Origin of the sequence: Cycloclasticus sp. P1 (assembly GCF_000299965.1) — a bacterium.
In the GTDB taxonomy this organism is placed as follows: Bacteria; Pseudomonadota; Gammaproteobacteria; order Methylococcales; family Cycloclasticaceae; genus Cycloclasticus; species Cycloclasticus pugetii.
In genome coordinates this window covers 344,818-361,111 of sequence record NC_018697.1, presented here as the reverse complement: position 1 = coordinate 361,111, position 16,294 = coordinate 344,818, and the positions used below count along the sequence as shown (strand labels likewise).

The following is a 16,294-nucleotide window of genomic DNA, read 5'->3' as shown; positions in this document are numbered from 1 at the left end:
TCAGACTTATTGACAATAAGTAATGAGAATGATTATCATTAACATTATCATTACTTAAATTCATTATGGTTAAGGTGTTTTCATGTCTCATTTATTAATAACTAGCGGTCCCGTTGTTTGGTTACTTATTGTCTTTTCTGTTGTCTCGCTAACGGTCACCCTGTTAAAAATTTGGCAGTTTTGGCAATTGAGGGATACTGCAAAATCTTCTATTGGGGAAGCGCTCTCAAACTTTAAACAAAATAAAGTTGCCCAAGCAATTGTGCTGGTTAATGGCCAGCGTCATTTAAGGTCAGCGCTGGTTGCCCAAGCACTTCAATTATTAGATAGCGGCGTCCTGTCTACAGAAGAAGCAAAAAACGAAATTTTAAGAAAGGCTCGCTTTGTATTGGCCGACCTTGCTAAGTACCTCCGCGTTCTAGAAGTTATTGCCTCACTGGCTCCCTTATTAGGGCTGCTAGGCACTGTTTTAGGCATGGTTGAAGCATTTAAAGCAATGGAAGCGGCGGGAAGCCAAGTTAACCCAGCCATCCTTTCTGGCGGCATCTGGATGGCTCTAATGACCACCGCAATGGGTGTTGCCGTTGCTATTCCGACTTCAATTATTCATAGCTGGTTTGAGCGCAAAATCGAAGTTCAGGCGATACTCATTCAGGATGATTTGGATAGGGTTTTTACAATCCAAGCCGAAAGAAAATCGGTTAAACCGTTACGTGAAGTGGCCCAAGCTTAATGAACCCCTTATTAATTAACCCGCGGCCAAAGAAACAGGTCAGTTTGACAGCGCTAGTTGATGTGGTTTTCATTTTATTGTTTTTCTTTATGTTGACTTCATCCTTTAGTAAAAATAATGGTTTTGATTTGCAATCACCCGTTGCAAGTCACGAGACTACGTTGGAAAAGCCTCAATTAATTGAGCTGCATGAAGATGGTTCACTAACATTGCTTGGTAAAGAATCAACGTTCCAACTAACAGATTCCGCCCTCTTAGAATCACTCAATATTCACAAACCAACGGTCATCTTACCTAACGCCAAAACACAGGTTCAATCAATAGTTTCGGCAATGGAGCGACTCAATAGACTGGGCTTCCAGACATTATCCCTCGGTCAGTCACTTAAGCAAACGGCAAATAAAAATGGTTAACCAGCGCCTAATATCAGCTAAAAGTAGCCAACAGGGTGATAGCAATATGATCCCTATGATCAATATTGTTTTTCTACTGCTCGTGTTTTTTATGATTGCAGGGCATATGCGGGATATCCAAGACCAAGGTATTGAATTGCCTGTTTCAGAAAACGGTGCTCAAGCTGTCGAGAAAACGGTGACTCTACAACTCACTGATAAAAATGAGCTTTACCTTAATGGCGTTAAAACCTCTCTTGAAAAGCTAGACCTACATTTAGACTCTCTCATAGAAGCCAATACGCTGTTAGCGCTTGAAGCTGATAGACGTGTTCAAGCCGTTGACCTTGATAAAACACTTAGCATTTTGCGCAAAAAAGGTATTTTTAAAATAACCCTTTATGCGCAAGCTTCTTCGGCCAAATAAATGCGTATTTCAGAATGGTCTTTAGCCTTTTTTGTTTCCATTGCCCTGCATCTAGCGGCGGCAGCTGGCTATATGTTAAGCCCTGCCCCAGAACCAAGTGGAGCTAGCGACTTAGGCGAAAACGGCATTCAAATTGGCTTGGGCATGCAAGGCTCTTATATAGATCAAGTTGAAAAGGAAAAAAAGCCAAAACCCGAGAAAAAAACTAAGCCAGAAAAAAAGGTTATAAGCAAACCGGTCACTAAAGCACCAAAAAAAACCAATAAGCCGGTTAAAAAACTGGCGCCTACTGTGGCTGCCGTAACCACAAAAAAGCCAACAAAGAATGCCGTATTAGTACAGCACTCTGAACAAAAAAAGCCAGCCCAGCTGAAACAGACAGCAGAACCAGAAGACTCTGAAGTAACAGAAAAACCAGAAGAACAAACTAGCAATACCAAGGAGCAATCAAAGTCCGAAGCACTGGTTCGCGCAAGCGGAAAAGGGGCAGAAGCAAACTCAGGGAACCGCTTAGGTAAAAAGGATTATTTCTCAAGCTTAATCGCTTGGCTAAACCAATATAAAAATTACCCTGCCGCCTTAAAAAAGAAAAAACAAGAAGGCGTCGTCACGCTGAAATTCACTATAAATAAAAAAGGTCAGCTGTTATCCGCTAGTGTTCACAAAAGCTCTGGTTACCCCTTACTGGATAAAGCAGCCCTAGACATCCTAGACAAGGCAAGCCCAATGCCCGCCATCCCAAATTCAATACCACGTGATCAATTAACCCTGATCATTCCCCTTGAATATTCACTTATTACCAACTCAACTTATTAAGGAGCAAATAATGACATCCCCCGCAAGCAGTAGATCGGCCAAACTCAAAGTGCGAAATAAAACGGCATTTCCATCTCGCAAAACAGCGCTAGCAATTTGTGTACAAACGGTACTGCTAGGTGCCACAGCAAACAACGCCATTGCACAAGAAAGCGATGCTATTGTTTTAGATGCATTACAAATTGAAGAGCGAACAATTGATACCAACCCTTACACAGAAAAATCTGCACCGTATAAAGCAAAAATTTCAGCCGATAGTCGGCATGTAAAAGAGTTGGCCGATACGCCTCAAACAATCAGCGTGATTACACAAACAGCCATTCAAGACTCGGGGAAAACAGGTTTACGGGATATTTTAGCTGCCCAGCCCGGTATTACCTTAGGAACTGGTGAAAATGGCAATGCCTTTGGTGACCGTTATATTATTCGAGGACATGAAGCGCGTAGTGATGTTTTTGTGGATGGTTTACGTGACCCAGGAATGACAACTCGTGAAAGCTTTGCCTTAGAACAAGTTGAAATTACCAAAGGACCCAGCTCCACCTTTGCAGGCCGAGGCTCAACAGGCGGCGCCATTAATGGGGTAACCAAACAGGCCAGCACAGAGTACGACTTCAATAAAATATCAGCTGGTTTAGGGACAGACAATTTTGGAGAGCTGAGCTTAGATAGCAACCATAAAATTAATGATGATACGGCAGTAAGGCTTAACCTATTATATAGCGAAAAAGATGTTCCAGATCGCGACCCTGCAGACCAAGAGCGCACAGGTCTTGCCTTATCCGGTAGCCACCAGGCCACTGATAAATTAAAACTGACGGCTGATTATTACTACTTAAATGCAGAAGACTCACCCGACCTAGGTAGTTACCACATTACCGACTCTAAAGTGGCCAATAACATTCCATCGTACGTACAAGACGAAGACTTTCTAGAATCAACCGTTAACGTGGGAACCTTCCGTCTTAATTATGAAATTAACGATGCCTTAAGAATAGAAAACTCAACCCGTTACGGCACGACCGAAAATGGTTATGTAACAACAGGCGCTTTTGGCGCAACAAGGGATATTAGTGACCCCGTTGCCCCGGGCGCAGCCACCATTACTATTGAAAGCAGAGCGCACCAAGGTTGGCAAGATGTCACCTATTTTGCAAACCAATTTAACCTGTTTGTGGATAGGGAACTGGCGGGCAATAAGCATCAATTTGTTTTTGGTGCGGAATACTCTGATATTGGCGTCATTAATGGAACTTATAACGTTACTAATAATGGCGCAACCAATTGTATCGTCGCAAGCCAAGGAGGCGGTTCTCCAAATTATTGCATCTTGGACGGTAATGGCAAAGAGATCAATAACCTTAATGGCTTACTGGAGCGTGACATCACCAAAGCAGCTAAAGACTCCGATTACTCCATAAAAACCATATCATTATCGGCAATGGATACCATTACTTTTAATGATCATTGGTCGCTGTTTTTAGGTATACGAGCCGACCGCTTTGATTACGATAACTCGGTACTGAGCTATGGCGCGACTGTTCCAACTAAATTTTCTTATTCCGATACCCTGTGGAATGGACATATTGGCACTGTTTACAATATCAATAAGCAAGGCAATGTTTACCTAACCTACAGTACCTCTAGCAATATTAACGGTGGCGAATCTGATCTAGGCGGTAATTGTGGTTATGGCGGGCTTTGCGGAAGTGACAACCTGCAAGTTGAAAACAGCAAACCAGAAAAAACAAAAAGTGTTGAACTGGGCACAAAATGGAACGTTTTAAATAACAAGCTCTTGTTAACTGCCGCTATTTTCCGAACTGTAAAAGATGATGTAATGGAAAGTGTTGGCGACGCATACTCATCTATAGGCACCTTAAACACGGGTAAAAACCAAGTGGAAGGCATTGAAGTTTCAGCCGTAGGTAATATTACCAAGGCATTAAGTGTGCAGTTTGGCGCAACCATGATGGAGTCTGAAATTTTAAAATCTTCGGCCATAGGCCGAGGTGGCGACCTTGTCGATTATAAGAACAAGCCCTTGAGTAACTTTGCAGATGATAGCGTTTACTTGCAGTTGCGTTACCAAGCAACACCTAAGTTTGCCTTTGGTAGTATTGCAACGTATTCCAGCAATATGTTTGTTGGGCAACCCGATAGCCCAGCTGATGATTATGAAATACCGAGCTATACTGTGTATGACATTTTTGCCAGTTATGACATTAACAAAAAACTTAAAGCGAGCTTGAACATAAGCAATATTACAGACGAAGACTACTATTTAGCCGGTTATCGAAATGGTGGCTTCACCTATATTGGCGATGCTCGTAATGCCCAACTCACCTTAGCGTATGAGTTTTAGACATAACAATTAAAGCGTAATAATTTGGTTGCTGGGGCCTAAGGCAACTTAGGCCCCAAGTATTATATTTTGACCACCAACGGCTAGGCGCCCCATGAAAGAAAAACCAACCCGACGAGAAAAACTGACACAAATACCGCCTGATATTGCAGCCGTTAATGATTATGAAAAGCTAGCAAAGCACTTTATATCTCACCCACATTTTGAATATATTGCCGGTGGGTCGGCTAACGAAATTACCTTAAAAAACAATCAAAAAGCATTTGACGATATCGGCCTTTATAACCGAGTTTTACAAGATGTATCTCAAGGTTCAACCGAATTAACGCTATTTGGCGAGCAGTATCGCCACCCTATTTTCTTAGCGCCGGTGGCACATCAACAATTAGCTCACCCAGATGGAGAACTTGCCAGCGCAGCAGCTGCCGAGGCAATGGAAGCCGGTTTTATAGCCAGCACGCTTTCATCTACCACACTAGAGCAAATTGCCAACACAACGCATTATAGAAAGTGGTTTCAACTGTATTTTCAAGACACTAAAGCGTTCACCCTCTCGCTAATTAAACGCGCTGAAAAAGCCGGCTATAGCGCCCTTGTTGTTACCCTTGATGTACCAATCAATGGCTTAAGAAACCGCGCACAACGGGCAAATTTCACGTTGCCGCAAGAGGTCCGCGAAGCAAACCTTGAGGGCAAACCCTCCCCTACGCAACGACAATTAAACCGCACACAAAGTATTATTTTCCAAGGCATAATGAAAGATGCACCCACCTGGCAAGACTTACAGTGGTTACAACAACAAACCGACCTACCCATTATTATCAAAGGTATTTTGCACCCGGCTGATGCAGCGCGTGTAAAAGAAATGGGATTTGCAGGGATTGTTGTTTCTAATCATGGCGGCAGAGCGCTTGATGGTGTCCCCGCCAGCATCACCGCCCTACCCTCTATTCGCCACCGTGTGGGCGCAGAGTTTCCTATTTTGCTAGATAGTGGTGTGCGCCGTGGAGCAGATATTTTTAAAGCCATTGCATACGGCGCAAATGCCGTACTGATTGGTCGCCCACAAATGTATGCCTTAGCGGTTGCTGGGGCCTTAGGGGTTGCCCATATGTTGCGCTTGTTAAGAGAAGAACTAGAAGTAACAATGGCCCTAACTGGCTGTTCAACTCTGCAAGAAATTAATACAGAGTGCACCTTTACCCAGCCTTAATAACGTTTACAACATACAGTTTTATGCTATTTCCTATCAATAATGTACTAGATAAAAAAACCGTTGAACATTTTCGCGCTGCCCTAGATAAAACAACTTGGGAAGATGGCAAAATAACCGCCGGAGGCCAAGCAAAACAAGTTAAGGTTAACCAGCAAATTCAAGATCAGTCAGACCTTGCTATTGAATTAGGCAATCATATTTTAAAAGTCTTAGGGCGACACCCGCAGTTTTTATCCGCCGCGTTACCCAAAAAAATCTTCCCACCCAAATTTAATCGTTATAACAACGCCGACCATTATGGGCCCCATGTTGATAACGCCATTATGCACCTGCCCGACCACCAAATAATGCGCACAGACCTTTCTTGCACCTTATTCCTATCTGATCCCAAAGAGTACGACGGGGGTGAACTGGTTATTGAAACAACTTATGGCGCTCAACAAGTAAAACTAGCGGCTGGAGATTTAATTTTATACCCATCAACTAGCTTACATCAGGTTCTAAAGGTTACTAAAGGAGCGAGAGTCTGTTCCTTTTTTTGGTTAGAAAGCATGGTACGCGACAATCAGCAACGAGAAATGCTGTACACCCTTGACCAAAGCATTCAAACACTAACCATAGAAAGAGGAGCCGACGACAACGAAGTGCGCCACTTAACCGGCATCTATCACAACCTTATCCGCCTATGGGCAAGCAGCTAGCCTTTATTAGCGACAAAACGGTCACCTGTACTTGTATAAATACTTCATCATTTAAAATTAAATGCTTAGTACGCAAGCTAAATAAACCCCAACCGATCTTCATTCAACGGCCTAAAAACTACGTAGCCTTAGGCGATAAAAATAGTTGTGTTATATTCAGCTATAACAACTCACTATATTACTCGCTAACAACCTATTTACGTTTAGCTGCTAATTTACGTTTAGCTGCTAATATAAAAATACATGGAAGTATTAACCACTTATGTCTACTTGATACGTAGAACTTTGCTTCCGCTTATTAACAGTGTTAAGTAACAAGGAAGAGGCATGAGTAAGAATGTAACAGACAGAGTTATTCTCAAAGAGGTGTACAAAATATACTATTCAGATTTTTGTAACTTTGACAAAGAGAAACCATCTCGTGATACAAAAATATATGTGCCGATTGACTGCGAGTTGATTGCGAGAAATTTAAATTTAGACCCAGAAATTGTCTTTGGCCGTCTTTACTATCACCTAAACCAAAAACATGGGTACAAACAAGAGGATGGGACTCTGATTGCTTTATTTGCAAAACAAATAGGTTCTGATCGCCATGTCGTACAATTCCCTCTACTATCAGCAGTATTGGCAGAGCATGAACAATCTTATTTACGCTTTACCATTCCCCTTTTTTTGTCAATTATTGCGTTAAGTTTTTCAATTGCTGCATATTTTAATACTTAACAAAAATATCAAGCACGACGCGCAAAATGTGCGCGCGTCTTATATAAAACGCTAGCCAAATTAAAGCAAGAACATGAAATTTCAAGGTAAAGTTTTAAACTGGAATGATGAGAAGGGTTTTGGTTTTGTCGAGCCAAATGGTGGAGGAAAACGCGCTTTCGTGCATATTAAAGCCTTTAAACCTCGCTCACGTCGACCTGTTAATGGCGAAGTTATTTTGTACGAATTAATTCAAGACAATAATAACCGTTATAAAGCTGAAAATATTCAATTTGCTCGTGATGCTAGAGATTTAAAGAAAAGAAGCCACGCAAAAAAAGGCAGTCATTTGGGTGAGATCTTTATAGCACTTTTTTGCGCTGTGCTATTAACCTCAACTTATTTTGGCAATCTACCCCTAATTATCACCAGCATTTATATTGTGATGAGCCTTATTACTTTTGCCACATATGCAATTGATAAATCTGCAGCTCAAAACAACCATTGGAGAATACAAGAAAGCACGCTGCATCTGCTTTCACTCATTGGAGGCTGGCCGGGTGCTTTTTTTGCTCAAAAGAAATTGCGCCACAAGTCGATCAAAAAAGAATTTAAACGTGTTTATTGGGTCACTATTATTTTGAATTCAAGTGGTTTGTTTTGGATCCACACGGAGAAAGGAATAAACGTCATCAACAATGTGATTTATCCACTATTTAATGGCTAATAAGGGACTCAATAGGACAACAAGGCGCAACATAATTAGGGGATAAAAAGCTTAGGTTTCAATATGTTGGAAGATTTTTTTTGCTGCTGATTTTTTAACAGGAAAAAATAGGCATCCATTCCCCAATAACCAAAACCGATCGATAACTTAAGAGGCGTAGTGATTACCATGAAAAAACTAATCTCATTAACGGAAGCCGAATCTCGTTTGAAAAATGGCGAAATAAAAGGCTGGGGCTTAAAAGAAGGCAAGCTATACCGAGAGTGTACGTTTCCTAATTTTGCACTGGCTTTTGGTTTTATGGCCTCTGCCGCAATAACAGCTGAAGCAATGAACCACCACCCTGAATGGTTTAACGTTTATAACAAAGTTAATATCAGCCTAACGACCCATGATGTTGGCGGTTTAAGCGAACTGGATTTTGAGCTAGCGGGAAAGATGAATAAACTACTCACTAATCTATAAAAACACTCCAAACTGTTGCTGAAGCAGGCGGTAAACAAAAACCTAAATAAATAGGGAAAATACACGGTGAAAGAAATTACCCGAATTAATCATATTGGGTTACGAGTTAAAAACCTGAACGCCTCTAGACAGTTCTACCAGCAACTAGGGTTTGAATTTATCGCTGGCCCTATCGGGCCGGAACCTGTTGCCATTATGGAGCACCCATCTGGTATTAATATAAACTTTATTCTCAACGCAGATTCTGATTGCACAGAAAATGTACTGATGGATATTGCCGCAAAAAATACGGGTTATACTCATGTTGCATTAGAGGTAACGAATATCGAATCTGCACGAAAGACTATAAAAGCACTGGGCATTACCATTACTGAAGAAGTTGAGTTTGAAGGCGCACAGTTCTTTTTTATTAGAGACCCTGATAAAAATGTTATTGAGTTTCATCAACCGTCAAACCGTTAATAAATCGCTATTTTGAACAATTATCAGCTGGGCTAAAACCAAGCTACAAATGCGACAGAACAATACAGTAGCCACTACCAAAAGACACCAACAAAGGAACAAATACCATGCAAGATATACATTGCCCTGAATGTAAAAAAGCATTCAAGATTGATGAAGCTGGGTACGCGGATATCGTGAAGCAGGTTCGTGATAGCGAGTTTACACAGCAGCTAAATGAGCGCTTAGACATTGCTGAAAAAGAAAAAATTAATGCCGTCGAACTGGCTAAACAACAAGCAACGAACGAGGCGCAAAAAAAATCAGCTGCCAAAGATGCAGAAATACAAGACCTGAAAGCAAGGTTAGAGGCAGGTGATACGTCAAAGCAGCTGGCTGTTTCTGAGGCGGTTAAAGCAGTAGAAAAGGAACGCGATGATTTAGCCAATAGATTAAGGCAAGCCGAGCTAGAAAAAAAAGCCGCGTCAGAGCTGGCAGCGGCAAATCACTCCAATCAGCTACAAAAAACATCTGCGGAGAAAGACAAAGAGATTCAACACCTTAAAGCCTTACTTAGCGCGAAAGAAAGTGAAAAAACAATGTCAGAAATATCCTTAAAGGATAAATACGAAACACGTATTAATGACCTTGAAGACACGATTGAACGCCTTAAAGACATGAAAGCGCGCCTGTCTACCAAAATGGTTGGCGAAACGCTTGAACAACATTGCGAAACAGAGTTTAACCGCATCCGACCGACTGCTTTCCCAAAATCCTATTTTGAAAAAGACAATGATGCTCGCACTGGCAGCAAAGGTGACTACATTTTCCGCGATAAAGATGAGAATGACATTGAGACTGTCTCCATCATGTTTGAGATGAAGAATGAAAGTGACGAAACGGCGACTAAGAAAAAGAACGAAGATTTTCTCAAAGAACTCGATAAAGACAGACATGAAAAAAACTGTGAGTACGCTGTTCTTGTGTCCCTTTTAGAACCCGATAGTGAACTGTATAACTCGGGCATTGTTGATGTCTCACATCGCTACAAAAAAATGTACGTTATTAGGCCGCAGTTCTTTATTCCAATAATAACGTTGCTACGCAATGCGGCTCAAAACTCACTGAAATACAAACAAGAACTGGCCATTGTAAAAGCCCAAAATGTTGATATTACTCATTTTGAAGAAGAACTTGATGCATTTAAAACAGGCTTTGCGCGAAATTACGATTTAGCATCTAAAAAGTTTAAAACCGCCATTACCGAAATTGATAAAACAATCGACCACCTGCAGAAAACTAAGGATGCCCTTCTTGGCTCAGAAAATAACCTGCGCTTAGCCAACAACAAAGCAGACGACCTAACCGTTAAAAAGTTAACGAAAAAGAACCCCACAATGGCCGCTAAGTTTGAAGCGCTTAGGAAGGATTAACCAACATGGCCCGCATTATATCGTTTCGTTTAGATGCACGCTGTAGTATGGTCAACTCAGTTCAAACGTGATCAGTCACACACTAAAAATTGGAGAGTTAATATGTTCAGGAAAATTGTCGCCGTAGCCCTTTTTGTCTCGTTTATCGCCATGTCCACCTCGGGGCTTTTGATGTTTGTTATTGAGAAGCCATCTTTTACAATTCAAATGCATCCGGTGCATAAACTGTTTGGCCTAATCATGATACTAGCGGTTCTAGCGCACCTAAGTTTCAATTTTAAATCGATCCTCCATTACATCAAAAATAAATCAGTAGCCGTGTTTGGCGGCCTAATGATTATTTTATTAATCGGGTTATATGGCGTAGTTATTTATAACGAAGTGCCACCAGAAATCGCAATACCTATGGACGAGTTGGCCGCCGAAGCCGAGTCACATGAGTAAGTAGGTAATTGCACAGGTTACTGTGCCAACACAGTAATGAAAAAGCGCCTACAAAAACATAAAGGCGTGAGCTGAACATCCCACAGCTCGCGCTTTTTTCGCACACGGCAATGCTAGCAGCGGAAGTTTAAGTTACCAAAATAGGTGACCAAGTCTTATGGTAGGTTGCTGACGCTGTATTTAGCGACCACAAGCCGAGTCCATCATGGCTTTATTGTACGATGTTCTGGATTTGCTATATTCTGCCGCCCAAAAATCACAGGTTTCCCGCTTAATTCTTTGAACGTTCTTTTGATTAGCTGATTCAATAACTGCGATTCTTTTTCTTTCGCGATTTTGGGTTTGCAATTCTTCCATTCGCTTAGCAGATTCAACCTTCATTCTTGCAGTTGACTCTTCCATCAGTTGAGCAGCCACTCTTAACTCATAAGTCTTCCACGCTTTTTCTGCTAAAAAAAGCAGACCATTGCCTAAGAAAATAGCTATCGCTATCGTGAAACATAACGCGGTGTAGTTGATCCCTTCTTTCATCACTGATTCCTTTTTTTGCGTGCCGTCGTTTAGTAACTATAGTACGCAAATAACATTGAAAACCAAATAATGCTGTAAATGATAAGCAAGCAAAACCAACAGCTCTTTTTAAGAGTCGCGTAGTAAAAGTTGCGTAATTTTTGAAGGCAAAACTTGAAATGGTGGTCATGGGTGGACTTGAACCACCGACCCCGGCATTATGAATGCCGTGCTCTAACCAGCTGAGCTACATGACCATACTTTGAAGGCTGTGAATTTTCGTAGTTTCGGCTTATTTTGTCAAGCCAAACAGGCAGATACCTGCGAAGTTTTACACATTAAACCTAAAGTGCGTTACATCTCCGTCTTGCATAATGTAATCTTTACCTTGAACACCCAATTTACCCGCCTCTTTTGCGCCCTGCTCGCCATTGTGTTGAACAAAATCTTCGTAGGCGGTAATTTCTGCACGGATAAAGCCTTTTTCAAAATCGGTATGAATAACACCCGCAGCTTGTGGCGCAGTTGCACCTTGTTTAATGGTCCATGCTCTTACTTCTTTTACTCCGGCAGTGAAGTATGTTTGCAAGCCCAGCAAGTGATAACCCGCTCTGATTACTCGGTTAAGCCCTGGCTCTTCTAGGCCCATTTCTTCTAAGAATTCTGCACGCTCATCTTCATCTAACTGAATAATTTCAGCTTCCATGGCTGCACAAACGGCAACAATTTCGGCGCCTTGTTTTTGCGCTAATGCTGTCACAGCATCCAAATGTGGATTATTCACAAACCCATCTTCTTGTACGTTGGCAATATATAGCATGGGTTTTAATGTCAGCAATTGCAGGTCTGAAAATGACTTTAACTCGTCTTCACTTAAGCCTAATGTTCTTAAAGTAATATCTGAATCCAAATGCGCCAGCGCTTGCTCAATTAAGGCCTTACGTTTTAATTCATCTTTGTTGCCAGACTTCGATGCTTTGGTTGCTTTGGTCAACGCTTTGTCTAACGATGCCATATCTGCTAAGGCTAATTCAGTTTGAATCACTTCAATATCGGATAAAGGATCAATTTTTCCTGCCACATGAATCACGTCATCGTCTTCAAAACAACGCACAACGTGCGCAATGGCATCTGACTCGCGAATATTGGCTAAAAACTGATTCCCCAAACCTTCCCCTTTAGAGGCACCTGCCACTAGCCCAGCAATATCCACAAACTCGAATGTTGTCGGTATTACCCGCTCTGGCTTGACGATTTGTGCCAGTTTATCCAAGCGCAAATCAGGCACAGGCACGATACCCGTGTTTGGCTCAATCGTACAAAATGGATAGTTTTCTGCTGCAATGGTTGCTTTAGTCAACGCATTAAAAAGTGTTGATTTACCAACATTTGGTAAGCCAACAATTCCACAATTTAAAGCCATAAGGTCATCTCTTTGAAGTTCTATACAGGCCGCTATTATACGTTAAGCGCCTACAGACTGAAAAACAATCTAAGTGATAATGGCACACACGCCTCTAGTCGCGTAAAATCCCTCTCTTATATTTATTAAATCGACAGGTAAACTCATGAAAAATTACAAAATTGCCATTATGGCGGGTGACGGTATTGGCCCAGAAATTATGCAAGAAGCCGTTAAGGTTTTAAAACTCGTTGAAGAACGCAATGATGTAACATTTGAATTAATGACCGCTTTATTTGGTGCTTGTGGATATTTTGAAAAAGGTGATGCTTTCCCACAAGAAACCAAAGACATTTGCGATCAAGCCGATGCCATTATTAAAGGCCCTATCGGTTTAAGCCACGAAGAATCAAAAAAAATCCCTATCGACAAACAACCTGAACGTGGTGCGTTGTTACCTATGCGTCGTCGCTACAAAACTTACGCAAATTACCGCCCCGTTTCTCTTCCACAAAGTTTGGCTCACTTTTCTCCGCTAAAACCTGAAATTATTGGTGATGGCATTGACCTCATCATGGTTCGCGAACTGGTCGGCGGCTTATATTTTGGTAACAAGGAAGTTGGCGTTAATGATGACGGTTTACGTTATGTTAAAGAAACGTTGGAATACGACGAAAACCAAATTCGCCAAATTATGCACCACGCATTCAAATTAGCCAGTGGTCGTAAAAAAGTACTTCACAATATACATAAAAGTAATGTTCTTAAATCATCCGTTTTATGGAATGAGGTGATGGAAGAAGTTGCTACAGAGTACCCAGATGTTAAGGTCATCAATATTTTAGTTGATGCTGCCGCGACTTTGCTTTGCTTAAACCCAACGCAGTTTGATGTGATGGTAATGGAAAACATGTTTGGCGATATTTTAAGTGATCAAGGCGGCGGTATTCTTGGTTCATTAGGCCTAATGCCTTCTGCTTGCCTAGGAGACGAGAAAGCTTACTACGAACCTTCTCATGGTTCTGCGCCGGATATTGCTGGTAAAAACATTGCCAACCCGTATTCCATGATTGGCTCTGTTGCTATGATGCTTGAATATAGCTTTGGCATGGTAGAAGAAGCGAAAAATGTTTGGGCTGCAATGCAAGGCGTTTTTGCTGATGGTTTCTCAACGGCAGACTTATCTAAGCCAGGTAGTGGCGTTAAGATGATTAGCACAGATGCATTCGGTGACAAAGTGGTTGAAAAACTTAAGGCTATGCCAACGGTTTAAATCTTATTTAACACCCAATAAAAAAGGCTTACAGATGTAAGCCTTTTTTATTGCTCGATTATTAATCGTTTACGATTTTTCGTGCAGCTGAATATTAATCATTCGAAGCGCCGCAAGAATCGAGGCAAACACTTGGTTAGAATGTACACCCCTTGTTTTACGCATTTTTCGTTCATTCGCCCACGTAATAACACACTCTGTTAGTGCGTTAGTATGCCCGCCCTTAGGTATTCTTACTTCGTAATCTTCTAGCTCTGGCAATACCGCATCGTATTCAACCAATAGCTTATTAATGGCATCAATAAAAGCATCAAAACCACCATTGCCTGTGCCACTTGATTGATATTCAGCACCTTTTATATTCACAGCGATATCGGCAATAGACGATTGATCTAAACGACTGGTGATAGAACAGTCGAGCAAACGGATATGCTTGTAGCTTTCACTCTCTAATACATCGGCAATAATAAACGGAAGGTCTTCAGTGGTGATCGTCTGTTTTGAATCCCCCAAACGAACAATACGTTCAAGCACTTTCTTTTGGTTTTCTTCCGACAGCTCAATACCCAAACGCTCAAGGTTCTTACTGAGTGATGCTTTACCGCTCATTTTACCTAAGGCATAGCTGCGTATTCTAGAAAAGCGCTCAGGGCTTAGCTTGCTTTCATACAAACCGCCTTTCTTATCGCCATCAGCATGAATACCGGCGGTTTGTGTAAACACATCATCACCAATAATAGGCGCATTAGCCGCTACCCACTTGCCTGAAAAGTTTTCAACCATATTGCTTAAACGCACGATGTTACTTTCATCAATGGACAACTCCATGCCCATTTTATCGCGCAAAACAACGGAAACTTCTGACACAGATGCATTGCCTGCACGTTCACCCAAGCAATTTACTGTGCAATGTATGGCGCTTACACCTGCTTCTACAGCGGCCATAATATTAGCTGTGCCTAGGCCGTAATCATTGTGCGGGTGAAAATCGAATTGCACGTCAGGAAATCGTGTACACATATCTGTTAACGCTGTTCGCACCTCATCAGGTGACATAACACCTAGCGTGTCAGGCAACATAAAGTGATCAATACCTGCATCTTTTATGGCCTCCATAAATGCAAACACATACTCCGGACTGTCTGCATAGCCGTTTGACCAGTCTTCTAGGTACACATTAACTTTTAAGCCTTGCTGCAAGGCATAATTAACCGTATTAAGCACTTGTTCAACGTGCTCGTCTAAGGTTTTACCTAACTGTTCTCGGCAATGCTTTTCGCTACCCTTCGTAAGAAGGTTGATCACCTTACCATTGGCATTAACAATCCAATCGACACTACGCTTATGGTCGGCAAAACCCAAGACTTCTACTTTTCCATCAAAGCCTTCAGCTTGCGCCCACTCATTAATATTACGAACTGCTTCTTGCTCGCCCTCGGACACACCAGCAGACGCAACTTCGATGCGGTCTACCCGCAGCGACTCTAATAACGCCTTCGCAATGCTTACTTTTTCAGCAGGCGAAAAGGACACCCCCTGCGTTTGCTCACCATCACGCAAGGTGGTGTCCATAATTTGAATATACCGAGAGCTCATTTTTCCGCTTAACTTAACCGCTTATTAGCTTTTACGCCCAAAGCCAAGGAAGACGCTGCTTATGCTGTTCTTCAAAGGCGCTGATTTTATCTACATGCTTAAGTGTTAGCCCAATATCATCCAAGCCACTTAACATGTTTTCTTTACGAAACGGATCAATCTCAAACGAGAACCCATTGCCACCCGGTGTTGTAACGGTTTGATTTTCTAAATCTACAGTAAAACTAACCCCTTCGTTTGCGCTAATTTCTGCCATTAACGCATCCAATTGATCAGGCTGCACAACAATCGCTAAGATGCCGTTTTTAAAACAGTTATTGTAAAAAATATCAGCATAGCTTGTTGAGATAATGGTATTAAAACCATAATCTGCAATCGCCCATGGCGCATGTTCACGTGACGAACCACAACCAAAGTTATCGCCTGTTACTAGTATCTTTGCCCCTTCAAACTCAGGCTTATTGAGCTCAAATTCTGGGTTAGGTGTTACACCATCATTCAAATAACGCCAATCATGAAATAGATGTACGCCAAATCCGCTACGCTCTACTTTTTTTAGAAACTGCTTTGGAATAATTTGATCGGTATCAACATTATTACGGTTCATTAATGCCGCAACGCTTTCGTGTTTTGTATATTTTTCCATAG

18 protein-coding genes and 1 tRNA gene are annotated in these 16,294 nt (G+C 41.7%); 14 read left to right on the top strand and 5 right to left on the bottom strand.

The features are described 5' to 3' along the window. Nucleotides 1-82 precede the first annotated feature (82 nt). The 13 genes from Q91_RS01770 to Q91_RS01710 all read left to right on the top strand — a co-directional run bounded on the left by Q91_RS01770 (nt 83) and on the right by Q91_RS01710 (nt 10,865). On the top strand, nt 83-733 hold the full coding sequence (locus tag Q91_RS01770) for a MotA/TolQ/ExbB proton channel family protein (protein WP_015005162.1): 651 nt from the start codon (nt 83-85) through the stop codon (nt 731-733). Next, nucleotides 733-1,146 (top strand): biopolymer transporter ExbD, encoded by a 414-nt coding sequence (locus Q91_RS01765; protein ID WP_015005161.1) that lies wholly within the window; start codon nt 733-735, stop codon nt 1,144-1,146. Before Q91_RS01770 ends, Q91_RS01765 begins: the two co-directional genes overlap by 1 nt. 46 nt (nt 1,147-1,192) lie before the next feature. Beyond that, nucleotides 1,193-1,552, top strand: coding sequence for a biopolymer transporter ExbD (locus tag Q91_RS01760; RefSeq protein ID WP_236610546.1), 360 nt, complete (start codon nt 1,193-1,195; stop codon nt 1,550-1,552). Further along, on the top strand, nt 1,553-2,368 hold the full coding sequence (locus tag Q91_RS01755; protein WP_015005159.1) for an energy transducer TonB: 816 nt from the start codon (nt 1,553-1,555) through the stop codon (nt 2,366-2,368). Nucleotides 2,369-2,378: 10 nt separating this feature from the next. Next, on the top strand, nt 2,379-4,733 hold the full coding sequence (locus tag Q91_RS01750; RefSeq protein WP_015005158.1) for a TonB-dependent siderophore receptor: 2,355 nt from the start codon (nt 2,379-2,381) through the stop codon (nt 4,731-4,733). A 94-nt stretch (nt 4,734-4,827) separates the two neighbouring features. Continuing rightward, nucleotides 4,828-5,946, top strand: a complete 1,119-nt coding sequence (locus Q91_RS01745) for an alpha-hydroxy acid oxidase (protein ID WP_015005157.1) — start codon at nt 4,828-4,830, stop codon at nt 5,944-5,946. A 23-nt stretch (nt 5,947-5,969) separates the two neighbouring features. Continuing rightward, nucleotides 5,970-6,650, top strand: coding sequence for a Fe2+-dependent dioxygenase (locus tag Q91_RS01740; RefSeq protein ID WP_015005156.1), 681 nt, complete (start codon nt 5,970-5,972; stop codon nt 6,648-6,650). 327 nt (nt 6,651-6,977) lie between these two features. Further along, nucleotides 6,978-7,376, top strand: a complete 399-nt coding sequence (locus tag Q91_RS01735) for a hypothetical protein (protein WP_015005155.1) — start codon at nt 6,978-6,980, stop codon at nt 7,374-7,376. 73 nt (nt 7,377-7,449) lie between these two features. After that, the gene (locus Q91_RS01730) at nt 7,450-8,082 is read left to right on the top strand and encodes a cold shock and DUF1294 domain-containing protein (RefSeq protein WP_015005154.1); all 633 of its coding nucleotides are present in this window, start codon (nt 7,450-7,452) and stop codon (nt 8,080-8,082) included. Nucleotides 8,083-8,250: 168 nt separating this feature from the next. Then, nucleotides 8,251-8,547 carry a 4a-hydroxytetrahydrobiopterin dehydratase gene (locus Q91_RS01725; protein WP_015005152.1) on the top strand — a complete coding sequence of 99 codons (297 nt, stop codon included), beginning with the start codon at nt 8,251-8,253 and terminating at the stop codon, nt 8,545-8,547. Nucleotides 8,548-8,613: 66 nt separating this feature from the next. Beyond that, nucleotides 8,614-9,009, top strand: coding sequence for a VOC family protein (locus Q91_RS01720; protein WP_015005151.1), 396 nt, complete (start codon nt 8,614-8,616; stop codon nt 9,007-9,009). Between the two features lie 107 nt (nt 9,010-9,116). Next, nucleotides 9,117-10,421, top strand: coding sequence for a DUF2130 domain-containing protein (locus Q91_RS01715; protein ID WP_015005150.1), 1,305 nt, complete (start codon nt 9,117-9,119; stop codon nt 10,419-10,421). Between the two features lie 102 nt (nt 10,422-10,523). Beyond that, nucleotides 10,524-10,865, top strand: coding sequence for a DUF4405 domain-containing protein (locus Q91_RS01710; protein WP_015005149.1), 342 nt, complete (start codon nt 10,524-10,526; stop codon nt 10,863-10,865). A 180-nt stretch (nt 10,866-11,045) separates the two neighbouring features. On the opposite strand, the gene Q91_RS01705 is transcribed toward Q91_RS01710, so the two are convergent. The 3 genes from Q91_RS01705 to ychF form a co-directional block, all read right to left on the bottom strand. Beyond that, the gene (locus Q91_RS01705; protein WP_015005148.1) at nt 11,046-11,396 is read right to left on the bottom strand and encodes a hypothetical protein; all 351 of its coding nucleotides are present in this window, start codon (nt 11,394-11,396) and stop codon (nt 11,046-11,048) included. A gap of 159 nt (nt 11,397-11,555) precedes the next feature. Next, nucleotides 11,556-11,632 (bottom strand) — tRNA-Met (locus tag Q91_RS01700). Nucleotides 11,633-11,706: 74 nt separating this feature from the next. Further along, nucleotides 11,707-12,798: a redox-regulated ATPase YchF gene (gene ychF / locus Q91_RS01695; RefSeq protein WP_015005147.1), complete on the bottom strand. Its 1,092-nt coding sequence runs from the start codon at nt 12,796-12,798 to the stop codon at nt 11,707-11,709. Between the two features lie 145 nt (nt 12,799-12,943). On the opposite strand from ychF, the gene leuB reads away from it, so the two are divergent. After that, nucleotides 12,944-14,050, top strand: coding sequence for a 3-isopropylmalate dehydrogenase (gene leuB / locus Q91_RS01690; RefSeq protein WP_015005146.1), 1,107 nt, complete (start codon nt 12,944-12,946; stop codon nt 14,048-14,050). 69 nt (nt 14,051-14,119) lie between these two features. On the opposite strand, the gene Q91_RS01685 is transcribed toward leuB, so the two are convergent. Continuing rightward, nucleotides 14,120-15,646, bottom strand: coding sequence for an alpha-isopropylmalate synthase regulatory domain-containing protein (locus tag Q91_RS01685; RefSeq protein ID WP_016390976.1), 1,527 nt, complete (start codon nt 15,644-15,646; stop codon nt 14,120-14,122). 31 nt (nt 15,647-15,677) lie between these two features. After that, the gene (gene leuD / locus Q91_RS01680) at nt 15,678-16,292 is read right to left on the bottom strand and encodes a 3-isopropylmalate dehydratase small subunit (protein WP_015005144.1); all 615 of its coding nucleotides are present in this window, start codon (nt 16,290-16,292) and stop codon (nt 15,678-15,680) included. Nucleotides 16,293-16,294 lie beyond the last annotated feature (2 nt).

Coding starts and splice junctions, on each gene's coding strand:
- Q91_RS01765 (WP_015005161.1), top strand. CDS start 733: ATGAACCCCTTATTAATTAACCCGCGGCCAAAGAAACAGGTCAGTTTG.
- Q91_RS01750 (WP_015005158.1), top strand. CDS start 2,379: ATGACATCCCCCGCAAGCAGTAGATCGGCCAAACTCAAAGTGCGAAAT.
- ychF (WP_015005147.1), bottom strand. CDS start 12,798: ATGGCTTTAAATTGTGGAATTGTTGGCTTACCAAATGTTGGTAAATCA.
- Q91_RS01715 (WP_015005150.1), top strand. CDS start 9,117: ATGCAAGATATACATTGCCCTGAATGTAAAAAAGCATTCAAGATTGAT.
- leuB (WP_015005146.1), top strand. CDS start 12,944: ATGAAAAATTACAAAATTGCCATTATGGCGGGTGACGGTATTGGCCCA.
- Q91_RS01770 (WP_015005162.1), top strand. CDS start 83: ATGTCTCATTTATTAATAACTAGCGGTCCCGTTGTTTGGTTACTTATT.
- Q91_RS01705 (WP_015005148.1), bottom strand. CDS start 11,396: ATGAAAGAAGGGATCAACTACACCGCGTTATGTTTCACGATAGCGATA.
- Q91_RS01760 (WP_236610546.1), top strand. CDS start 1,193: ATGATCCCTATGATCAATATTGTTTTTCTACTGCTCGTGTTTTTTATG.
- Q91_RS01725 (WP_015005152.1), top strand. CDS start 8,251: ATGAAAAAACTAATCTCATTAACGGAAGCCGAATCTCGTTTGAAAAAT.
- Q91_RS01710 (WP_015005149.1), top strand. CDS start 10,524: ATGTTCAGGAAAATTGTCGCCGTAGCCCTTTTTGTCTCGTTTATCGCC.
- Q91_RS01730 (WP_015005154.1), top strand. CDS start 7,450: ATGAAATTTCAAGGTAAAGTTTTAAACTGGAATGATGAGAAGGGTTTT.
- leuD (WP_015005144.1), bottom strand. CDS start 16,292: ATGGAAAAATATACAAAACACGAAAGCGTTGCGGCATTAATGAACCGT.
- Q91_RS01735 (WP_015005155.1), top strand. CDS start 6,978: ATGAGTAAGAATGTAACAGACAGAGTTATTCTCAAAGAGGTGTACAAA.
- Q91_RS01745 (WP_015005157.1), top strand. CDS start 4,828: ATGAAAGAAAAACCAACCCGACGAGAAAAACTGACACAAATACCGCCT.
- Q91_RS01740 (WP_015005156.1), top strand. CDS start 5,970: ATGCTATTTCCTATCAATAATGTACTAGATAAAAAAACCGTTGAACAT.
- Q91_RS01755 (WP_015005159.1), top strand. CDS start 1,553: ATGCGTATTTCAGAATGGTCTTTAGCCTTTTTTGTTTCCATTGCCCTG.
- Q91_RS01685 (WP_016390976.1), bottom strand. CDS start 15,646: ATGAGCTCTCGGTATATTCAAATTATGGACACCACCTTGCGTGATGGT.